Source organism: Heyndrickxia ginsengihumi (assembly GCF_011008565.1).
Taxonomy (GTDB): domain Bacteria; phylum Bacillota; class Bacilli; order Bacillales; family Bacillaceae_C; genus Weizmannia; species Weizmannia ginsengihumi.
In genome coordinates this window covers 36,969-56,996 of record NZ_JAAIWK010000010.1, presented here as the reverse complement: position 1 = coordinate 56,996, position 20,028 = coordinate 36,969, and the positions used below count along the sequence as shown (strand labels likewise).

Here is a 20,028-nt window from a genome sequence, read left to right as displayed (position 1 = left end):
TCACTACATAATTTCTACAAAATGTAGCGGCGGTACAACACAAATAAATAAGTTGTGGCGATAAAATGGATGTTTCCACGTGGCACGTATCTTGCATTCTTACATTGTAAAGAAAGGAGAAGATGCCAAATGGATACTAGTGCCATATTTAGAACACCACAAACGATTTTATACGGACATAACTCTTTTGAAAAAGTGGGAAACGAAGCTGCTTTAAGAGGAAAACATGCATTAATTATTAGCGACAAGATAATGGAACAGCTTGGAAATATTGATCGGTGCAAACAATTTCTTCAGGAAAACGGAGTAAAGAGCAGTATATATTTAGGGGTAACGTCAGAACCGACAGATCAATATGTAGAGGAAGCTTTAGATTGTTTTAAAAAAGAACAGTGTGATCTTATCATCGCGCTTGGCGGCGGAAGTTGTATTGATACTGGAAAGGCTACTGCGGTTTTAGCTGTAAATGGAGGTTATATTGGCGAATATATGGGTGGGGGAAAAATAGCTAAACATGCTCCGGTTCCTCATATTGCGATTCCAACAACGGCGGGAACTGGCTCAGAGGTTACAGATGTGACAGTCATTACAAATACAGGCAACGATGTCAAAATGATGATTAAGCAGCCGGCATTCATGCCTGCAGTTGCTATCGTTGACCCCGAGTTAACCATTTCTTCTCCACAACATGTTACGGCGGCAACAGGAGTAGATGCATTATGTCATGCAATTGAAGCATATATTTCAAAACGAGCCCATCCGATGACGGATACGATGGCATTATCTGCAATGAAATTAATTGTGAATCATCTAGAAAGCGCATATAGAAATGGAACGGATTTAGAAGCACGTAAAGCAATGTCTTTAGGGTCTATGCAAGCAGGAATGGCATTTACGAATGCTTCAGTTTGTTTAGTTCACGGAATGTCTAGACCGATTGGTGCATTATTCCATGTTCCCCATGGATATTCAAATGCGATGCTGCTGCCTGCAGTTTTGGAGTTTAGTAAGGTGGCATGTATCGAGCGGCTGGCAGATTTAGGCAGAATCTTTATTCAGGAAAGTCGGGATATTACGAATACTGAAGCTGCACATATTGCGGTAGAATCCGTTAAAAAGCTTTGCCAAACATTAAAGATTCCTAATCTAAAAAACTGGGGTATCGATGAGAAAGCTTTCAATCTATCAGTTAATAAAATGGTAAAGGATGCCATCAACAGCGGCAGCCCAGCAAATAATCCAAAGGTTCCAACTGAAAGAGAGCTAGAAGAACTTTATTATATTTGCTATGATTACCAATTTTCTTCTAGACAAGAAGTATAGCGGCCAATTTAGAGCCGATGTTTACTGCTATTCCGTTTTTTATAGGTGTTTTTATCAATGAAAATTGGAGAGGAGATTTAACATGGCAACAACAATAACAACTACTTTAAAAAATTATATTAATGGTGTGTGGGTAGAAGCAAAAACGGAAAAATATCAAGGTGTTCCAAATCCGGCAACAGGTGAGGAGCTAGCACAGGTTCCTATTTCTTCAAGGGAAGATGTAGATGCTGCTGTTCAAGCTGCCAAAGAAGCCTTTAAAATATGGAGTAAAACCCCTGTCCCAAAACGGGCACGAATTTTATTCAAATATCAGCAATTATTAGTAAATAATTGGAGTGAACTAGCTAAATTAGTGACGTTAGAGAACGGAAAAAGTTTTAAAGAAGCCTATGGAGAGGTTCAACGTGGGATAGAATGTGTTGAATTTGCTGCAGGTGCACCTTCCTTGATGATGGGAAAGCAACTTCCAGATATTGCGACAAATATGGAATCAGGTATGTATCGCTATCCAGTTGGGGTAGTTGGAGGAATCACACCATTCAATTTCCCAATGATGGTTCCTTGCTGGATGTTTCCTCTGGCAATTGCGTGTGGAAATACATTTGTATTAAAGCCGTCTGAACGAACTCCTTTATTAGCAAATAGGCTAGCAGAACTTTTTAAAGAAGCAGGATTGCCTGATGGTGTATTTAATATTGTTCATGGTGCCCATGATGTTGTGAACAGCCTTCTTGAACATAGAGATGTACCAGCAATCTCATTTGTCGGATCTCAGCCTGTTGCTGAATATGTTTATAAAACAGCAACGGCTAACGGTAAACGCGTGCAAGCATTAGCAGGTGCTAAAAACCATACAATCGTTATGCCAAGTGCAGACTTAGATGCTACTGTAAAAGAAATTATCGGAGCTGCTTATGGCTCAGCAGGGGAAAGATGTATGGCATGTTCTGTCGTTGTGGCGGTCGATGATGTGGCAGAACCACTCATAAAAAAATTAGTTGATGCGGCTGATCACATTAAAATCGGAAATGGTCTTGAAGAAGATGTATTTCTAGGACCCGTTATTCGCCAAGAACATAAAGAAAGAACAGCGAAGTATATTGAGAGCGGTGAACAAGAAGGGGCCATTTTAATCCGTGATGGTCGTGAAGATGAAGTATATCATGAAAATGGCTATTTTATCGGCCCTACAATTTTTGATAAAGTCACACCTTCTATGAAAATTTGGAAAGACGAAATTTTTGCACCCGTTTTATCTATTATAAGAGTGAAAAGTTTAGAAGAGGCAATTTCTTTGACAAATCAATCTGATTTTGGAAACGGAGCTTGTCTATTTACAAAAGATGGAAGCGATGTTCGTTATTTCAGAGAAAACATCGAAGCAGGCATGTTAGGTGTAAATATCGGCGTTCCAGCGCCAATGGCATTTTTTCCATTTTCAGGTTGGAAAAATTCCTTTTATGGAGATTTACACGCAAACGGAACAGATGGGGTAGAATTCTATACAAAACGGAAAATGGTCACAGCTAGATGGTAAAATGTTGCTTCATCATTTTTTTCAGTAAAGGCATTGGTTTCTCAATGCCTTTTTCTTTAGTGTAAGAATATGCTAAATAGAAGTAGTTCGCTTAACTTTCGTATAGAATTTGATTGGAGCGGAAGGTGCGAGACTCCTGCGGGATTATCGGAATTGAAGTGACCCCGGCCGAGAAGGCTCACCAGCCGCCCGCGGAAAGCGAGCAATCTGGAGTGGAAAACAACTTCCCCTTTTAACGAAAAAGCATTAAAGTTTTCTAAAAACAGTCTTTGCATAAAAAAAGCCGGCACAAGGCCGGTATGATAAAAAGGAGGTTTGACTAGACTTTGGGGGAATCTAGTCTATTTATGGTTTGCTGCAATTCCTTGCCGCTATATATAGCATAAAAAAAGAAAACTAAATTTGTATGAAAGAAACATTATAATGTCATGAGAATTAGGCGGTTAAATACCAATAAATTTTACACAAACTGGTTCTGGAACAGCTATATTTGATTGTAATAGCGTTAGCTTTCCACTTTTTGCATCACGAGCATATAAAACAAGATTATTGGAATTTTGATTTGAAGCGACAAGAAAATTTTCGGTTGGATCTAAAACAAAATCTCGTGGCCACGCACCTTCTGTTGATGTATGTTCGACAAAAGTGAGTTCGCCTGAATCTTGATTAATACTAAATAACGCAATGCTGTCATGACCACGGTTCGCTGCGTATAGAAAACGGCCATCTGATGAAAGATGAATAGCACTTCCTTGATTATTATCATTAAAGCTTTCAGGAATTGTTAATATGTATTGTAGATCTTTAAACGAACCTGTTGATTCATCAAATTGTAAAGCAATGACTTCATTACTTAGTTCTGTCATTAAATAAGCAAAATTGCGATTTGGATGGAAAGCAAGATGTCTAGGACCGCTGCCAGGTCTTACTTTTAGCTCGTTTACTCTATTCAATTGATCATCTTTCAGTTCATATGTTGTTAAAGTATCTGTCCCTAAATCAACAGCACAAATATATTTTTCGTCAGGAGTAAAGCCTGCAAAATGAACATGTGGCTTTTCCTGTCTTTCTTTAATTAGTCCAGATCCGGTATGCTCAATAATAGCTACTGCCGGTTGTACACTTCCGTCTTTTTTTGTAAGATAAGACTCAACTGTACCTTTATGGTAGTTAGCGGTTACAACAATTTGCTTGTTTTGGTCAACACTTACATGGCATGGGGAAGCTCCAGGAGTGACTTGTCTGTTTAGTTCATGTAGTGAACCTGTTCCAGCATCAAGTGAAAAAGCTGCTACACCGCCTTTATCACCTTCTTTTACAACAGCGTAAAGGTTTTGTTGATCACTGCTCACCGTAACATATGTTGGATTGTCCAATGTTGCTGCAAGCTTGACGTCACAAAGTCTTTTTTTCTCTGTATCCAATGTAAAGCTATAAATTCCTTTACTTTCAGCTTTTGTATACGTACCGACAAAACCGGTCAATTTAGAATGACTCATTTATATACACTCCTTCCAAAATTGTAATATGAATATTATATCATAGAAAAAATATAAATATTTATAGGAAAATCAGCATAAAAATGATAGTTAAATCCATCAATCTGACCATTTCTTAAAAAGTTAGATAGGTTACAATTAACATACAAGTCTATAGCAGCTAAAGGCATGTGGAACAAGGGTTTCACATGAATAGGTGAAAAGCAATTCTCTAACAACATTGCTTGTTTAACAGAGTCTATAATATAAAAAATGTCATACATATGTACAATTGAAAAATGTTTGTAAACATTTTTTGTTACAATATTAGATATTAAAAAATATACTCCTCATAACGAATCATATAATATGTATATAACCGTAAAATGATTTTGTCAGGGAATTTTATGGATGGAGGAAAAAAATGAGACAAGAGGAACGATTAGTAAAAAAGGAATTTTATGAATCAATTATAAGCGAGAATGAAACACGTCACCCTATTGAAGTGCTTGGAGAAATGTTCGCAGAAGAAAGTAAGCAAGATGTGCCCGAACTGACGTCCATTCGTTTCGCACAAGGTGAAGTCTATTATCATTACAAAGACTTTGAAGCTGCCATAATGAAGTGGGAAAATGTCCATAATGAAATGGAACCTTGGGCGCAAAAAAATATTGGTGATGCTTATTTAGAATTGGGATTCCACTCTATGGCCGAGGAAATTTATAAAGCAATTGCGACGGACTCTACTGTCTTAAATACGGAAGTCTCTTTACAATTAATTTCTTTATACATTGAAGAAAATAATCATGAAGCAACTGTTGATATGATAAAGAAAACGGTACAGATGAACCCGGACTATCCTAATGTAACAAAAATTGCCCGGGCTTATTTTGAAGAGCATCAAGATTGGATGAATGCTATTGAGCTTGCTGTCAATGAGGCAATCCGTACAGAGTCATTATATTGGTTCGAAATCTTGAAAGATTATGTTGAAAAGAATATTACAACATTTATTTCTCCATCATATTTTAATGAAGCATTGGCTACTTTGTATAAAGTAGATCAATTGTATTTTGAAAAATTAATTGTAGCATTATGGAAAAGCTATCAAACAGAGGCTAACTATTTGCAATGGGTTCGTGAATTTAATGAGTTATTTATAAATATTGAAGTACAATCTTTTGAAAAATGGAGAAATCTTTCTGAAGTCTATCAAGAAACCTATTTTTCTTTCATTAACGGAAACTACTTCATTAAAGACTTAACATCACTAGTCCCATTATTGTTAACAAATTGGCTAAAGATTGCACATGATGATCATATGTTATTTGCAGCATCAAGCATTCTTTCATGGAATGATCTTTTCCCAGCATCCATTCGAACTGAGACGATTCATGCTGCTGAGAGTTTACTAGCCAAAGCTGATAAAACAATGGATCAATTAGAGTATTTGCTAGCATTATTTGATTCCATTATGAAATGGGCAAAATCTCATCAATTAGAGGTTAGCTCTAAGTTGCAATGGTTCGTTCGTGAACTCATTGATTTTGATACACAACATATATTAGTAACTGGATTTGATGGAAGAGGGAAAACGACGTTTGTCCAATCATTTTTGTCTGATGTTCTTCCAAACAGACTTTCCAATCATATCGTCGTTGCCAAGGATGATGAAAAATCAGAGCTTAAAGTCATTTCAAATCATAAAATCAATACTTTTGCACCATCTGAGGATAAGGTGGTAACAGAGGAAGCGATTATTGAATGGAAGAGCCCAAGTCCTTTTCTAAAGGAACATTCCATTGCTCTTATTGATACTCCAGCATTAAATGGACCAAAAAGAAGTGCGGTTTTTGATGCTCTCTATTTAGCGGATACATTATTGTTTATGTTAGACGTGAATGAACCTTTTTCAGAAAATGAAATAAGTGCGCTTTTACAATTGAAAGAACAAGTACCAAATACACCGTTTCATTTTGTGTTAAGTAAAATGGATACGATTTATAGTCAGCAAAAGGCTGCTAGCTTAATAGAAGAGACGGAAAATAAGATGAGAGTCTATTTTCCAAATGCGAAGCTGTCTCTATTCTCCGCCAATTATTCAAGTAAAGAAAAATTCGATGAGTTTTCTAAGTTGACTGACCAGCCTAATGATGAATTTACATCATTACGTGCTGAAAGGCTTGTTTATTATGTTAGAGAAAGTATCACATATCTGTTGCAGCAAAGGCTTAAAATTGAAAATGATCTAGTTGATGCTATCCATCAAAATGAGGATTTACTCGCAAAATTAAATGGAGCCATTAATCAGCTTGGAGATGTGAAGAATGAACAGATTTATTTAATCAAAAATGCGTACCAAACCATTATTGAAAAAGTAAGACAAAAAATGCTGAAAAATATTCCATTTCAATTACAACAGAGCTCCGACTTTATTACTGAAAATAGTGATTTTCGCAAGATTCATCTAGAGTTGAATGAAGAAATGAACAAACGCGTGCGTCATTATATACAATCGACAATACTGCCTGATTTTTACGAAAAAATGTCTCAATGGATTGAAGAAGCTGAAGGTGAGTTCCACCAATCGCAAATTTATTTAAATGAATTGGCTGGAAGCTTTAATCAGATATATGGGGAAGAAATATTAAATCTTTCCTGCGATTTCCAAGTTATCGACGATTGGCGCCGGGATTCAGATCGGTTTACGAATAGTGTCCAACTAGAATCTGTTAATATTTTACTTCGCCATACACCATCGCAAGTAATTATGAAAAGTACGAATAAATTGTTAGGAGCTTTTTCACAAAATAAAGCGATGTTAAGTAACAGATACAAGAAATTTGTTGAAACAGAAGATTATCGCGAGGTAGCCGAATTGATTACAAATAAGCTGCTGCTTCCATTTGAACTATTTGAACAAAGTTTAGAAAGAGATATTAATCTCTTCTTTAAAAATCCTGAAACTGTATTAAACAAAGCAGTAACTGATACAGAAAATATCATTTCAGAAAACAGAGAAAATCTTGAACAAATGAAGGAAAATCCTGAACTGTATCAAGATCCATTAAAACTGTTTAAGCTAAAACTGCGCCAGTACGAATGGATGATGATGGCATCCGACATTCGTGAATATGCATAATTAACAATCTGACACGAGAGTAATAAAAGACAGTTTCATGGGAGCTGCCAATAAATTACTCTTGTGTCAGATTTTATTATGCCTTTCTCACATATTAATACATAAAAATGATGTAACATTTAATACTTTCGTGATACTATAAAGATACAGATAATCGATAAAAATGGGGGGGTTCCATGAAGCGTATCGATAAAATATATGCATATTTAGTGGAAAAAACAGAAAACAAAACGATTGATGACTTTATCCAGATGGAAGGAATTACTGCCTCGGAAATTGCAGAAGATTTAGGAATATTAAGGAATAATGTAAGTGCAGAATTAACGAAATTACTGCGTCAGCATAAAATTATTAAGATTAAAGGTCGTCCAGTCCATTTTCTCGTGAGAAATCGAATCGAAGAATTGCTTCAATGCGAATTACCAGAGGACAAGCAAGAGTATGAAAGTATTGATGAAGTATTAAGCTACGGAAAAAAGAAAACGGTTCCGCGAGAGGGAAATATTGAGGAGGAACCAAGCCCGTTCGATGACTTAATCGGATCTAAAACAAGTCTGCGTATTCAAGTTGAACAAGCAAAAGCAGCAATTTTATATCCCCCGCACGGTCTACATACATTGATTGTTGGACAAACAGGGGTAGGTAAATCATTGTTTGCCAATATGATGTTCAACTATGCAAAACAAGCTGCACCATTTATGAAATCTGCACCGTTTATTGTCTTTAACTGTGCGGACTACTCAAATAATCCACAGCTGTTGCTATCCCATGTTTTTGGTCATACAAAAGGTGCATTTACTGGGGCTGATAGCGATAAGAAAGGACTGGTTGAAAAAGCGGATGGCGGTATTTTATTTCTTGATGAAATTCATCGCTTGCCTCCAGAAGGCCAAGAAATGATTTTTTATTTTATGGATACAGGTACGTATAGCAGACTTGGGGAGACAGAGAGAAAACATACGGCGAACGTCCTGATTATTGGGGCAACTACAGAAGATCCAGAATCGTCATTATTGAAAACGTTTATCCGTCGTATACCGATTTTAATTCGTATGCCATCATTTGAAGAGCGTCCTTCTAAAGATAAAATTGAAATTATGAAGTTTTTATTGGCGACCGAAGCAAATCGTGTCCAAAAGCCAATTAAAATTGATGCAGAGGCAATGAAGGCATTAATCGGAAATACTTCATATGGAAATATAGGACAATTAAAATCTAATATTCAGCTTGTTTGTGCAAATGGTTTCCTTCATTGCTTAAATGAGGATTTGATTACAATTGATTTTAAGAATCTCCCTTCTGAGATTAAAAATGGATTTTTCTATTTGAGTAGGAAAAGCCAGGAAATGCAAGAATTGTCGAAACTGCTTGGTTCAGATTTAACCATTTATCCGGAAGGAGAAAATAAAGCGCTGTTTGAGGAAGATCCATATGAACCAGATTTCAACTTATATAATATTATTGGGGATAAAGTTTCGTTTATGATGGATCAGGATGTTTCTGATGAGGATATTAACCGTTTTCTAAAACTTGATATCGATATTCACTTAAATAAGTTTTACAGCAAATTTTCAAGTAACGCTTTAACCCGAGAGAAAATTTTAAAGATTGTTAGTGAAGATATTTTATTTTTCACTGAAGAGGTTCAAGATATTGTCGAAAAAAATTTACGGCAAAAAGTATCAGAACGCTTTTTATTGGCATTTAGCTTACATCTAACTTCATTTTTAAAAAGGGTAAAAAGTAAGCAAAAAGCGAGCTATACGAATATTGAAAATGTTATATATGATCGTCCTAAAGAGTATCAAGTTGCAATGGATATTTGTAAAATGATCGAAGAACGTTTTAATACACATGTGCCTATTAAAGAAGCGATGTATTTAACAATATTACTGACATCATTATTAGAAGAACCACAAGCGGAGCATGTTGCGGTACTTGTGGCAGCCCATGGAAGTAGTACTGCTAGCAGTATGGTTAGTGTTGTAAAAAGCTTACTTGGAGAAGGAAATGTAGATAGCATTGATATGCCGCTTGACCTTAGTCCGAAGTATATTTTAGATGAAATGAAAAAACGTGTGAAAGAAATTGATATGGGGAAAGGTGTATTATTACTTGTTGATATGGGATCGCTGACAGGATTTGGGGATGTGATCACTGAGGAAACGGGTATTCCAACAAAAACAATTGACATGGTGACAACTGCACTTGTCATTGAAGCGATACGCAAGGCAACAATCATGGAAATGGATTTAGAGGATATATACGAATCTTTAAAAGACTTTAGAGGATATGGGCATTATACAGCTGTTAAGACGGTGAATGATGCATCAAGTAAGCCACCTGCGATTTTAACCATTTGTTCAACGGGAGAAGGAACTGCAGAAAAGTTAAAACAAATGATTGAGCAAATTCTGCAAAATATTAGTAGGACAGATGTAAATGTGATTCCGTTACCAATTAATGAAATAGATGATCGAAAAGAGATGCTTATAGAGGAGTATGAGATTTTACTAGCTGTCGGGATTGCCAATCCAAAAATACAAGTACCATTCATACCGCTAGAATCATTATTTATGGCAGATGGAGAAGAAAGAATTGTTACTTTGATACAAAATCAACAATTGTTGCCAAGTAATCCAAGATCACCTGTCATGGTTAAAGAAATGAGTGAAGAAAGTTTAAATGAATTCCTTACTTATTTAAATCCAAAGAAAATCATTCGATCGATTATGAATTTTGTCGAACATTTGGAAAAGATTGAAGGGAAAACATTTAATAATACAACCAAAATAAATTTAAATGTTCATATCGGCTGTGCTCTAGAACGAGCTGTATTACATGATAGTCTAGTTTATGACACAGATGTGTGTGAAGAAAAAATCATTAAAAAAGAAGCGTATAAAGAAGCAGCCGCAATATTTCAAAAAAGCTTTAGAATAACATTGGCAGATGATGAACTGTACTATTTAGTTGATATGGTTGAAAATGCAATTGAAAAACAATCAACTTATACATCGTAAAAAACAGCAATATCAATTTTCGGCAAGAAAAGCTGTTCTTGCCGATTTTTTTGTAATTTAGTAAGAATCTCTTATTAAAATACAAGTAATTGATTCATAAAAAACAGATTCATATCTTATGAAACTATCACTTTATTATAAAATGATACAAAAAGTTGGCACATTTCTTGCATTAATATATAGCAAGAAAGTCAAAGGAGGTAAGAAAGTAATTATAGCAATTATCGTTCAGCAAGAAAATGTTAGCTAAATTAACTTTTTATATGGTGAAAATACCGATACATTAGTTGATTAGTTTTTCTAAAACAATTACCGAGGTCGACACAACAGACGGCGTCTTATTTAGGGTCGATCTTTTGGAGGTCCTTTTAGTGCGTTGAGTCGAAAGGTCGATATTATGACGGGGTAAATATTCCTATTGGAGACGTATTAGCTAGTTTAGTGACAAAGGAGTTAGAGGAGAAATTATAAGATGATTATTGCATTAGCACGTATTGATGACCGTTTAATTCATGGGCAAATAGCAACAGTATGGACAAGGGAAACGAGAGTAAGCCACATTATTGTCGTAAGTGATGAAGTGGCAAAAGATACCGTTCGTAAAACGTTACTCACACAAGTAGCACCTCCAGGGGTAAAGGCAAGTGTTGTTGATGTTGCAAAGGCAATTCAAGTATATAACAATCCTGAATACGCCAATGATCGTGTCATGCTTTTATTTACAAATTCAACCGATGTGCTACGATTAGTTGAAGGTGGAGTAAATATTAAATCTGTGAATATTGGCGGTATGGCATATAAAGATGGCAAAACAATGATTACAAATGCTGTATCTGTTGATGATAAAGATATTTCGGCTTTCCATGTTCTAAATAGCCGTGGTATTGAATTAGAAATCCGTAAAGTTGCGGCAGATAACAAAATAGCATTAATGCCTCTAATAGAAGAACTTGAAAGTGTTAAATAATCTATGTTACATAAGTATATTAATGATGATTTTATTGAAAGTATGAATTTGTTTGAAGATGGGTTGCTTGTTATTCAAACTGATAGACGCAGAAAGTTACTACAAGTGACAAGTTTGGATAATTTGGAGCACTTATCCAAGTTTATACTGCACATTCATTTTATCCATTCATTACAGACGGAGCCCACTTTATGCAGTGGGTTTTTCTTTTACTACAATTGAAATTTTTTTAATATTATGATATGTTTGTTGATGGAAGCAATGAAATGTTGAACCAATTTTCTACACAAAAATTAAAACGCTTACAAAAAGTGTCGAATGGGGGATGAAATATGGTGAATACGAATCAATTTATTCCAGGTCTCGAAGGCGTAATTGCAAGTGAAACGAAGATTTCCTTTTTAGACACCGTGAATAGTGAGATTGTAATTAAAGGTTACGACTTACTTGCACTATCGAAGACAAAAGGATATTTGGACATTGTCCATCTATTATTAGAAGGAACGATTCCGAATGAAGCGGAAAAACAACATTTAGAAGAGACTTTGAAACAAGAGTATGATGTGCCAGATGAAATTATTCAGGTATTATCGCTGCTTCCTAAAACAGCACATCCAATGGATGCATTGCGTACGGGAGTATCGTTCCTTGCCAGCTTCGATACAGAATTATTGAATCGCGAGCATTCGACAAACTTAAAAAGGGCCTATCAATTATTGGGAAAGATTCCAAACATCGTTGCTAACAGCTACCATATCCTACACAGCGAAGAGCCAGTACAACCTCTCCAAGACTTATCCTACAGTGCAAACTTTTTATACATGATTACCGGAAAAAAACCGACAGAATTAGAAGAGAAAATTTTTGATCGTTCATTAGTCTTATATAGCGAACATGAACTGCCGAATTCTACCTTTACAGCAAGAGTGATTGCTTCCACACTATCTGATTTATATGGTGCATTAACAGGAGCAGTTGCGTCATTAAAAGGTCATCTCCATGGCGGAGCAAATGAGGCTGTAATGGAAATGCTTCAAGATGCACAAACTGTCGAAGGCTTTAAGCATTTATTACACGATAAATTAAGTAAAAAAGAAAAAATCATGGGCTTTGGCCATAGGGTGTATATGAAAAAAATGGATCCTCGTGCAGCAATGATGAAGGAAGCATTAAAAGAATTAAGTGCGGTTAACGGGGATGATCTGCTCTTGCAAATGTGTGAAGCCGGAGAACAAATTATGAGAGAGGAAAAAGGCTTGTTCCCAAATTTAGACTATTATGCGGCGCCTGTTTATTGGAAACTTGGTATTCCGATCCCGCTATATACACCAATCTTCTTTAGCTCAAGAACGGTTGGTTTATGTGCGCATGTGATGGAGCAGCATGAAAATAATCGGATATTCCGACCACGTGTGCTTTATACTGGTGCCCGAAACTTACGTGTCGAAGATTGAATGAACGAGAGGAGAAAAAATATGGCAATGATAACGTCAACTGATGCAAAAAATCGAGATACATTGTTAGAAGAAATTGCTGATTATGTACTAGAAAAAGAGATTACAAGCTCTGAAGCATTTGAAACTGCATATTACGATTTATTAGACACACTTGGCTGCGGCATTCTAGCTTTACAATTTCCTGAATGCACAAAATTACTGGGCCCCGTTGTTCCAGGAACAGTTGTCCCAAATGGTACTCGCGTTCCGGGTACGTCCTATATTCTTGATCCAATACGAGGTGCCTTTAATATTGGCTGTATCATTCGCTGGCTTGATTATAACGATACTTGGCTGGCTGCAGAATGGGGACATCCGTCCGATAATCTTGGCGGCATATTAGCAGTAGCGGATTACGTCAGTCAAACACGTCTTCATCATGGGAAAGAACCGTTGAAAATTCGCGATATCCTTGAAGCGATGATTAAGGCGCATGAAATTCAAGGTATACTTGCATTAGAAAATAGTTTAAATCGCGTTGGATTAGATCATGTTTTATTTGTCAAAGTAGCAACAGCAGCTGTTGCAACGAAAATGCTTGGGGGTGGTAGAGAGGAAATTATGAATGCTGTTTCCCATGCATGGATTGACAATTCTAGTTTAAGAACATACCGCCATGCACCAAATACAGGTTCACGTAAATCTTGGGCAGCAGGTGATGCCACAAGCCGTGGTGTGCAGCTTGCCTTTATCGCTATGAAAGGAGAAATGGGATATAGAACACCCCTTTCTGCTCCTGGATGGGGATTTCAAGATGTCCTGTTTAATGGCAAAGAATTAAAGATTTCAAGATCCTTTGATTCATATGTAATGGAAAATGTGCTTTTCAAAGTTTCTTACCCAGCAGAGTTTCATGCACAGACAGCAGCTGAATGCGCTGTTGTTTTACATCCACAAGTCATCAACCGTATTGACGAAATTCAAGAGATTACCATTACAACTCATGAGTCTGCCATTCGGATTATTGATAAAACAGGACCTCTACATAATCCTGCTGACCGGGATCATTGTATTCAGTACGTAACAGCAATCGGTCTTTTAAAAGGAGATATTACTGCTGAGGATTATGAAGATGCCGTTGCTGCCGATCCGCGCATTGATATGCTCAGAGAAAAAATGAAAGTTGTTGAAAATAAACAGTATAGTGTTGATTATCTAGATCCAAACAAACGCTCAATTGCTAACGCTGTTCAAGTTCATTTTCAGGACGGTACGAGTACGGAGCAAATTGAGTGCGAATATCCTTTAGGTCATCGTTTTCGGAGAGAAGAAGCCATTCCAAAATTGCTTAATAAGTTTACAAGCAATCTTAAGACTCATTTCTCTCAATATCAATGTGACCATATATTAAAGGTCTGTTTACAAAAAGAGAAACTTACAAACATAAACGTGAATGAATTTGTAGAATTATTTGTAAAGTAAGGGAGGAAGGATAATGGTTTGGATTGTGGAGCAAACAGCATCACAAGAATCTCTGGCAAAGCATTTTCGCGCATTAATAGAAGCACCTGAGATTTTACAAATCCCTGGCGCACATGATTCGATGGCCGCATTAGTTGCGAAAAAGGCTGGTTTTCAGGCTCTTTACTTATCAGGTGCTGCCTATACTGCTAGTAAAGGATTACCAGATTTAGGGGTGATTACTTCAACGGAAATGGCAGAGCGTGCAAATGAACTTGTACGCGCGACAAATTTACCTGTATTGGTTGATATTGATACTGGCTTTGGGGGCGTATTAAATGTGGCCAGAACAGCGGTTGAAATGGTTGAGGCAAAAGTTTCCTCTGTCCAAATTGAGGATCAAAAATTACCAAAAAAATGCGGCCACTTAAATGGTAAGCAGCTCGTCACAACAGAAGAAATGGTTGAAAAAATTAAAGTTATAAAGGAAGTAGCCCCAACACTTGTAATTGTAGCCCGTACAGACGCGCGTGCTGTTGAAGGATTACCACAGGCATTAGAACGGGCGAAAGCGTATGTGAAGGCGGGTGCTGATGCTATTTTCCCTGAAGCTTTGCAATCAGAAGAAGAGTTCCGGATGTTTGCTGAAAGCATCGATGCTCCTTTACTTGCAAATATGACTGAGTTTGGAAAGACCCCCTACTATAAGGCAGAGGAATTTGCGAAAATGGGTTTCCAGATGGTCATTTATCCAGTCACTTCACTTCGCGTTGCAGCAAAAGCATATGAACGTGTATTTGAACTTATTAAACAAGAAGGTACACAAAAAGCTGCTTTACAAGATATGCAAACGAGAAAGGAATTATATGAAACCATTTCATATGATGATTTCGAAGAACTCGATCAGTCAATTGCGAAAACAATTTTGCCAACTGAATGATAAATTGGGAACCTGGATGTATGCATCCAGGTTTTTTGTAGTTAAAGTAAGTTCTTACAGAATTCCACTTTATTTTTAGAAAATTTTCATTTAAAATGAAATTAGAAATTCATTTTTTGTGTATTATGAAATTAATAATTCGTATAGTGGAGAATAGATGGAATATATCATTGTTGCTTGAAAGCATAGACGGTAAAAAGAAAGTTATAAAAATTAGAGCAAAAATCTCTTCTGTATGAAATATATATTTCATATTATAAATTAAAAAGAAATAATAATTTTGAATACATATTAGAAAATGGAGGCCCTTTTTATGACAGTTGAAAGAAATGTTTTATTATCTGGCAATATGCAAAAATCAGCGGAGTTATTTGCGAAAGCATGTAAAGTAATTCCTGGGGGTGTAACAGCGCATATTAAGTATTTTGATCCCCATCCAATTATGATGGAAAAAGGAAATGGCAGTAAGCTTTACGATGTAGATGGGAATGAATATATTGATTATTTATTATGCTATGGGGCCCTTATTTTAGGACATGGACACCGTCAAGTATTTGAAGCTGTGACGAAACAGATGGTCGAGTCTGGTACGACAATTTTTGGTACACCGCATAAACTGGAAACAACAATGGCTGAGAAATTAATAGAATTATATCCTGGCATTGAAATGGTTCGTTATACAAATTCTGGTTTAGAAGCAACACTGCTAGCCATTCGGACAGCTGTTGCATACACAGGCAAACAAAAAATTGCGAAATTCGAAGGACATTATCATGGCGGATATGATCAAGTATTAGTAAGTGTTAATCCTGATATAGATAAAGCAGGAGAATCGTCAGCTCCTAAAGCAGTAGGAGAATCAAGAGGGCTCCCAGACTACTATCTTGAAAATACGATTGTTCTTCCATTCAATGATTTAACTGCAACAGAGAAAATTTTACGAGATCATGCCCATGAATTAGCAGGTGTTATTTTAGAGCCCATTCAAGGAGGATTTATTCCGGCTGATCAAGACTTTATGACTGGTCTTCGTAAAGTGACAGAGGAGCTGAATATTGTATTAATTTTCGATGAGGTAAAGACTGGTTTTAGACTATCCATTGGTGGGGCACAAGAAGTTTATGGGGTTAAGCCAGATATTACCGCTTTAGGAAAAGTACTTGGTGGTGGATTCCCGGTAGGAGCTATTGGCGGTAAAAAAGAAATCCTCATGATTAGTTCCGCCAGAGGGGGAAGGGATATTTTAACAGTTGGAGCATCGAATAGTGGAAAACAAGCTCCTTTATATCATAGCGGCACATATAATGGTCATCCGACAATACTTGCAGCAGGTTTAGCTACAATTCATGTATTAGAGCAAATGGGAACGATGGATACACTATTTGCAAATACTCAGTTATTAAGAAAGCAATTAGAAGAAGTTTATAAATTTCATGGATTACCTATGCAAACGATTGGAATGGGGAGTATTTTTAATATTATTTTAAGTGAGGGAGAGGTTAAAAACTATCGTGATATGAGAAAGGTGAACACAAATTTACGAAAACAAATTGATTATGAATTACTGAGGTTAGGTATTTACACTAAGCCTCTCAACCGCTATTCTATGTCTGTTGTCCATACTAAAGAAGATATAGAACGGACAGCTGCGGCTCATGATGAAGCAATTAAAAGAGTTAAAAATAAGTGAGGTAGTAGAGCGATTTCAATATATTTAATACGAAATAATATAAATATATAAATTCTGTATTTTTTCACACCGTTCGATTTTTCGGACGGTATTTTTCGTTTATAATTGTAAATACATATTGAATCGAAGCTAGTTAGTGTTCCTAAAAGGCGGATTAAATAAGGAGATTGTTAAGGCAAATGGAAAATATTTATAAACATATTGCGGAACAGATGTCCAGTATGAGCAAATCAAATTTGAAAATAGCGAAATATATTTTAGAAAATCCTAATACGGTTCCTTTTTTAACTGCTGATAAGTTAGCTAAAATGACAGGAGTCAGCCATGCGACTGTTGTGCGCTTCGCAACCTTTTTAGGTTGTACTGGATACCCAGAGCTCCAACAGCATATGCAAAACTCTGCTCAACAACAGTTAACGACAACTGAGAGATTAAAAATATCTAAGGAAGTATACGACGATCAAGATCAAGGGGTATATGATATCTTTTTAGATGATATCGCAAATATTAAATCCACTTTAGAAAGATTAGACATGCAGGCTTTTAGGCGTGCAGTACAAAGTCTCTTACAGGCTAAAAAAGTGTATGTGGTTGCAAATAGAAGTGCTACCGCTTTAGGAGTGTTCCTACAATATTATTTGCAATTTCTATTAGAGAAAGTTGAACTTATCCATTCGATAGAGACTGTTTCAGAACGTCTATATAATATGAATGAAGATGATGTTGTAATTGGAATTAGCTTTGCAAGATACACGAAAAGCACGATACAAGTATTTTCATATGCAAAGGAAAGAAATGCAACGACCATTGCAATCACAGATAACTTATTATCGCCTCTTATTCCTTATGCAGACATCCCATTAACGGCATCCAGTCAAATGCCAACATTTATTGATTCATTCGTAGCCCCGCTTAGTCTTATTAATGCTTTGATTATATCGGTAGGCAAAGAAAAGGAAGAAACATTTCAGGATAAATTGGAGTCACTTGAGGAAGTATGGCGGAAATTTGATATATTTTATTAATCTCTTATCAAGAAGATTTCTGTTTTTAAATAGCTGTTGTTCACTTTAGCATTCATGAACTGATTGGGGTGAAAATAACCACTCCTTTTTGGTGAAGCGTTACAAAGTATATAAAGTGGGGGATACAGAAATGGATGAAATTTCATATTTATCCTATGATGCAGTTGGATTGGCTCAACTATTAAAGAAGAAGGAAATTTCAGCGCAGGAGGTCGTTGAAGTTGCATTTCAACGATTAGAAAAAGTAAATAAACAGTTGAATGCTGTCATACGCACCCGGAAAGAAAAGGTTCTAGACGAAATACAGTCATTAAATGTTATGGAACAACCGTTTGCAGGGGTGCCAATTCTATTAAAAGATATTTCACAAGCTATTAAAGGCGAACCGATGACGAATGGTTCAAAACTTTTTATGAAAAATCGTGCTGCCAAAGATTCCAACTTTGTGGCAACATTAAGAAAAACAGGATTCCTATTCCTTGGACATACGAATGTACCTGAATTTGGATTAAAAAATATTACCGAGCCTGAAATATATGGTGCTGCAAAAAATCCGTGGAATGAATGCTATTCTCCAGGTGGGTCAAGCGGTGGTGCTGCAGCGAGTGTTGCAGCAGGAATTGTTCCATTAGCAGGGGGCAATGATGGTGGCGGATCCATTCGTATACCAGCGTCTTTTACAAGTTTAGTAGGATTGAAGCCAACAAGAGGAAGAACACCTGTCGGACCTGGGGTGGGAAGACAGTGGCAAGGTGCGTCAATTGATTTTATCCTTTCAAGGACAGTTCGGGATAGCGCTGCATTACTGGACTATTTGCAGACGATTCAGCCTGAAGCAGCTTTTCAAACACCTTTATATAATGGGAGTTTCTTCAATGATGTTCAACATCATGATAAACAACGATTTCGTATTGCTTTTTCAACGAAATCTCCCGTCGGTACGCCAGTTAGTGAAGAGGCAAAAGCAGCTGTTTATCAAACTGTTAAATGGTTAGAAGCAGAAGGGCATATCGTTGAGGAAAAGGAAAACGGAGTAAACGGTGTACGTTTGATGGAAAATTATTACTTGATGAATGCTGGGGAAATGGCTGCAATGTTTTTATCTTTAGAAAAAATGCTAGGCAGATCACTTACATATGATGATATGGAAATTGTTTCGTGGGTATTATATAAAGCGGGAGAGAGAGTATCCGCTGCAGAATTTGCATTAAGCATTGAAGAATGGGATATAGCTGCGATGCAGATGGCAAGCTTCCACCAAACCTATGATTTATTTTTAACATCAACAACGGCTTTCCCGGCGCCAAAGATTGGTGAGCTGATGCAAACAGAGCAGGATATTGAAAAATTAATGAATATCGAGAAATTGTCATCATTGGAACAGCAACAATTAATATATGACATGTTTGAACCAAGTCTAACATTTACACCATTTACACAATTAGCGAATTTGACAGGACAACCGGCCATAAGTGTCCCTGTGCACAAAACGAAAAATGGATTGCCGTTAGGCGTCCAGTTCATTGCACCGAAAGGAAGAGAGAACTGGCTGCTCAATCTTGCACATGATATTGAGCAAAGCGATCTATGGATTGGAATGCAAGGAAATCCATACTTTGATAAGTAGTAATTTAAATATACAAAGATTGGTTTAGACTATTTTTAATGATACAATAGAAGTAGTTAAATAGCAGGGGAGCTTAAGGCTGAGAGGATGTATTCAATCATCGACCCTTAACCTGATCTGGGTAATGCCAGCGTAGGGAGTTCGTCAAAGTATCAATGTAATAAAACGATGATGAAGGGCTTCTCTGCGTTGCAGGGAAGTCTTTTTTATCCCCTTGTTTGTATATTGTTCATTAGGCTGTTTTCATAAATTTGTTGCTTTTCATCAAAGCATTTATCAAACTGATTGGAGTGGAAGGGGTGTGATCCATGAGGAAAGCGAGCCCCTGGAGCACATATCAACTGTTCCTTTCTAAGTAAACAAATTTATGTAAAAG

At 36.5% G+C, this 20,028-nt stretch carries 13 protein-coding genes and 1 riboswitch; of the genes, 12 read left to right on the top strand and 1 reads right to left on the bottom strand.

All coding sequences use genetic code 11. The features are described 5' to 3' along the window. Positions 1-129 precede the first annotated feature (129 nt). Positions 130-1,323, top strand: a complete 1,194-nt coding sequence (locus G4D61_RS08025) for an iron-containing alcohol dehydrogenase (RefSeq protein ID WP_035354470.1) — start codon at positions 130-132, stop codon at positions 1,321-1,323. A gap of 82 nt (positions 1,324-1,405) precedes the next feature. Then, positions 1,406-2,863: a CoA-acylating methylmalonate-semialdehyde dehydrogenase gene (locus tag G4D61_RS08020; RefSeq protein ID WP_163173651.1), complete on the top strand. Its 1,458-nt coding sequence runs from the start codon at positions 1,406-1,408 to the stop codon at positions 2,861-2,863. Positions 2,864-3,306: 443 nt separating this feature from the next. On the opposite strand, the gene G4D61_RS08015 is transcribed toward G4D61_RS08020, so the two are convergent. Then, complete coding sequence (locus G4D61_RS08015) at positions 3,307-4,362, bottom strand: lactonase family protein (protein ID WP_035348997.1); 1,056 nt, start codon at positions 4,360-4,362, stop codon at positions 3,307-3,309. A 403-nt stretch (positions 4,363-4,765) separates the two neighbouring features. Here G4D61_RS08015 and G4D61_RS08010 point away from each other — a divergent pair, with 403 nt between their 5' ends. The 10 genes from G4D61_RS08010 (at position 4,766) to G4D61_RS07965 (ending at position 19,652) form a co-directional block, all read left to right on the top strand. Then, entirely contained in the window at positions 4,766-7,483 is a 2,718-nt protein-coding gene (locus G4D61_RS08010) for a GTP-binding protein (protein WP_163173649.1), read from the top strand. Positions 7,484-7,659: 176 nt separating this feature from the next. After that, positions 7,660-10,506 carry a sigma-54-dependent transcriptional regulator gene (locus G4D61_RS08005; RefSeq protein WP_025730653.1) on the top strand — a complete coding sequence of 949 codons (2,847 nt, stop codon included), beginning with the start codon at positions 7,660-7,662 and terminating at the stop codon, positions 10,504-10,506. 472 nt (positions 10,507-10,978) lie between these two features. Continuing rightward, on the top strand, positions 10,979-11,473 hold the full coding sequence (locus G4D61_RS08000; protein ID WP_025730651.1) for a mannose/fructose/sorbose PTS transporter subunit IIB: 495 nt from the start codon (positions 10,979-10,981) through the stop codon (positions 11,471-11,473). A 3-nt stretch (positions 11,474-11,476) separates the two neighbouring features. After that, a complete protein-coding gene (locus tag G4D61_RS18480) occupies positions 11,477-11,695 on the top strand; it encodes a DUF986 family protein (protein WP_081750062.1) in 219 nt (72 codons plus the stop codon). A gap of 110 nt (positions 11,696-11,805) precedes the next feature. Then, positions 11,806-12,927, top strand: coding sequence for a citrate synthase (gene mmgD / locus G4D61_RS07990; protein WP_035354463.1), 1,122 nt, complete (start codon positions 11,806-11,808; stop codon positions 12,925-12,927). A 27-nt stretch (positions 12,928-12,954) separates the two neighbouring features. Then, on the top strand, positions 12,955-14,391 hold the full coding sequence (gene prpD / locus G4D61_RS07985; protein WP_025730647.1) for a 2-methylcitrate dehydratase: 1,437 nt from the start codon (positions 12,955-12,957) through the stop codon (positions 14,389-14,391). A 13-nt stretch (positions 14,392-14,404) separates the two neighbouring features. Continuing rightward, positions 14,405-15,310, top strand: coding sequence for a methylisocitrate lyase (prpB, locus tag G4D61_RS07980; RefSeq protein WP_025730645.1), 906 nt, complete (start codon positions 14,405-14,407; stop codon positions 15,308-15,310). A gap of 313 nt (positions 15,311-15,623) precedes the next feature. Continuing rightward, a complete protein-coding gene (locus G4D61_RS07975) occupies positions 15,624-17,000 on the top strand; it encodes an aspartate aminotransferase family protein (RefSeq protein ID WP_025730643.1) in 1,377 nt (458 codons plus the stop codon). Positions 17,001-17,179: 179 nt separating this feature from the next. Further along, positions 17,180-18,025, top strand: coding sequence for a MurR/RpiR family transcriptional regulator (locus G4D61_RS07970; RefSeq protein WP_025730642.1), 846 nt, complete (start codon positions 17,180-17,182; stop codon positions 18,023-18,025). A gap of 130 nt (positions 18,026-18,155) precedes the next feature. After that, positions 18,156-19,652: an amidase gene (locus tag G4D61_RS07965; protein ID WP_163173646.1), complete on the top strand. Its 1,497-nt coding sequence runs from the start codon at positions 18,156-18,158 to the stop codon at positions 19,650-19,652. A 55-nt stretch (positions 19,653-19,707) separates the two neighbouring features. Next, positions 19,708-19,808, top strand: a riboswitch (TPP riboswitch). Positions 19,809-20,028: the final 220 nt, after the last annotated feature.

Excerpts from the sequence above, each read along its gene's own strand:
- G4D61_RS08025 (WP_035354470.1), top strand. The coding sequence starts at position 130 with ATGGATACTAGTGCCATATTTAGAACACCACAAACGATTTTATACGGA.
- G4D61_RS08020 (WP_163173651.1), top strand. The coding sequence starts at position 1,406 with ATGGCAACAACAATAACAACTACTTTAAAAAATTATATTAATGGTGTG.
- G4D61_RS08015 (WP_035348997.1), bottom strand. The coding sequence starts at position 4,362 with ATGAGTCATTCTAAATTGACCGGTTTTGTCGGTACGTATACAAAAGCT.
- G4D61_RS08010 (WP_163173649.1), top strand. The coding sequence starts at position 4,766 with ATGAGACAAGAGGAACGATTAGTAAAAAAGGAATTTTATGAATCAATT.
- G4D61_RS08005 (WP_025730653.1), top strand. The coding sequence starts at position 7,660 with ATGAAGCGTATCGATAAAATATATGCATATTTAGTGGAAAAAACAGAA.
- G4D61_RS08000 (WP_025730651.1), top strand. The coding sequence starts at position 10,979 with ATGATTATTGCATTAGCACGTATTGATGACCGTTTAATTCATGGGCAA.
- G4D61_RS18480 (WP_081750062.1), top strand. The coding sequence starts at position 11,477 with ATGTTACATAAGTATATTAATGATGATTTTATTGAAAGTATGAATTTG.
- mmgD (WP_035354463.1), top strand. The coding sequence starts at position 11,806 with ATGGTGAATACGAATCAATTTATTCCAGGTCTCGAAGGCGTAATTGCA.
- prpD (WP_025730647.1), top strand. The coding sequence starts at position 12,955 with ATGATAACGTCAACTGATGCAAAAAATCGAGATACATTGTTAGAAGAA.
- prpB (WP_025730645.1), top strand. The coding sequence starts at position 14,405 with ATGGTTTGGATTGTGGAGCAAACAGCATCACAAGAATCTCTGGCAAAG.
- G4D61_RS07975 (WP_025730643.1), top strand. The coding sequence starts at position 15,624 with ATGACAGTTGAAAGAAATGTTTTATTATCTGGCAATATGCAAAAATCA.
- G4D61_RS07970 (WP_025730642.1), top strand. The coding sequence starts at position 17,180 with ATGGAAAATATTTATAAACATATTGCGGAACAGATGTCCAGTATGAGC.
- G4D61_RS07965 (WP_163173646.1), top strand. The coding sequence starts at position 18,156 with ATGGATGAAATTTCATATTTATCCTATGATGCAGTTGGATTGGCTCAA.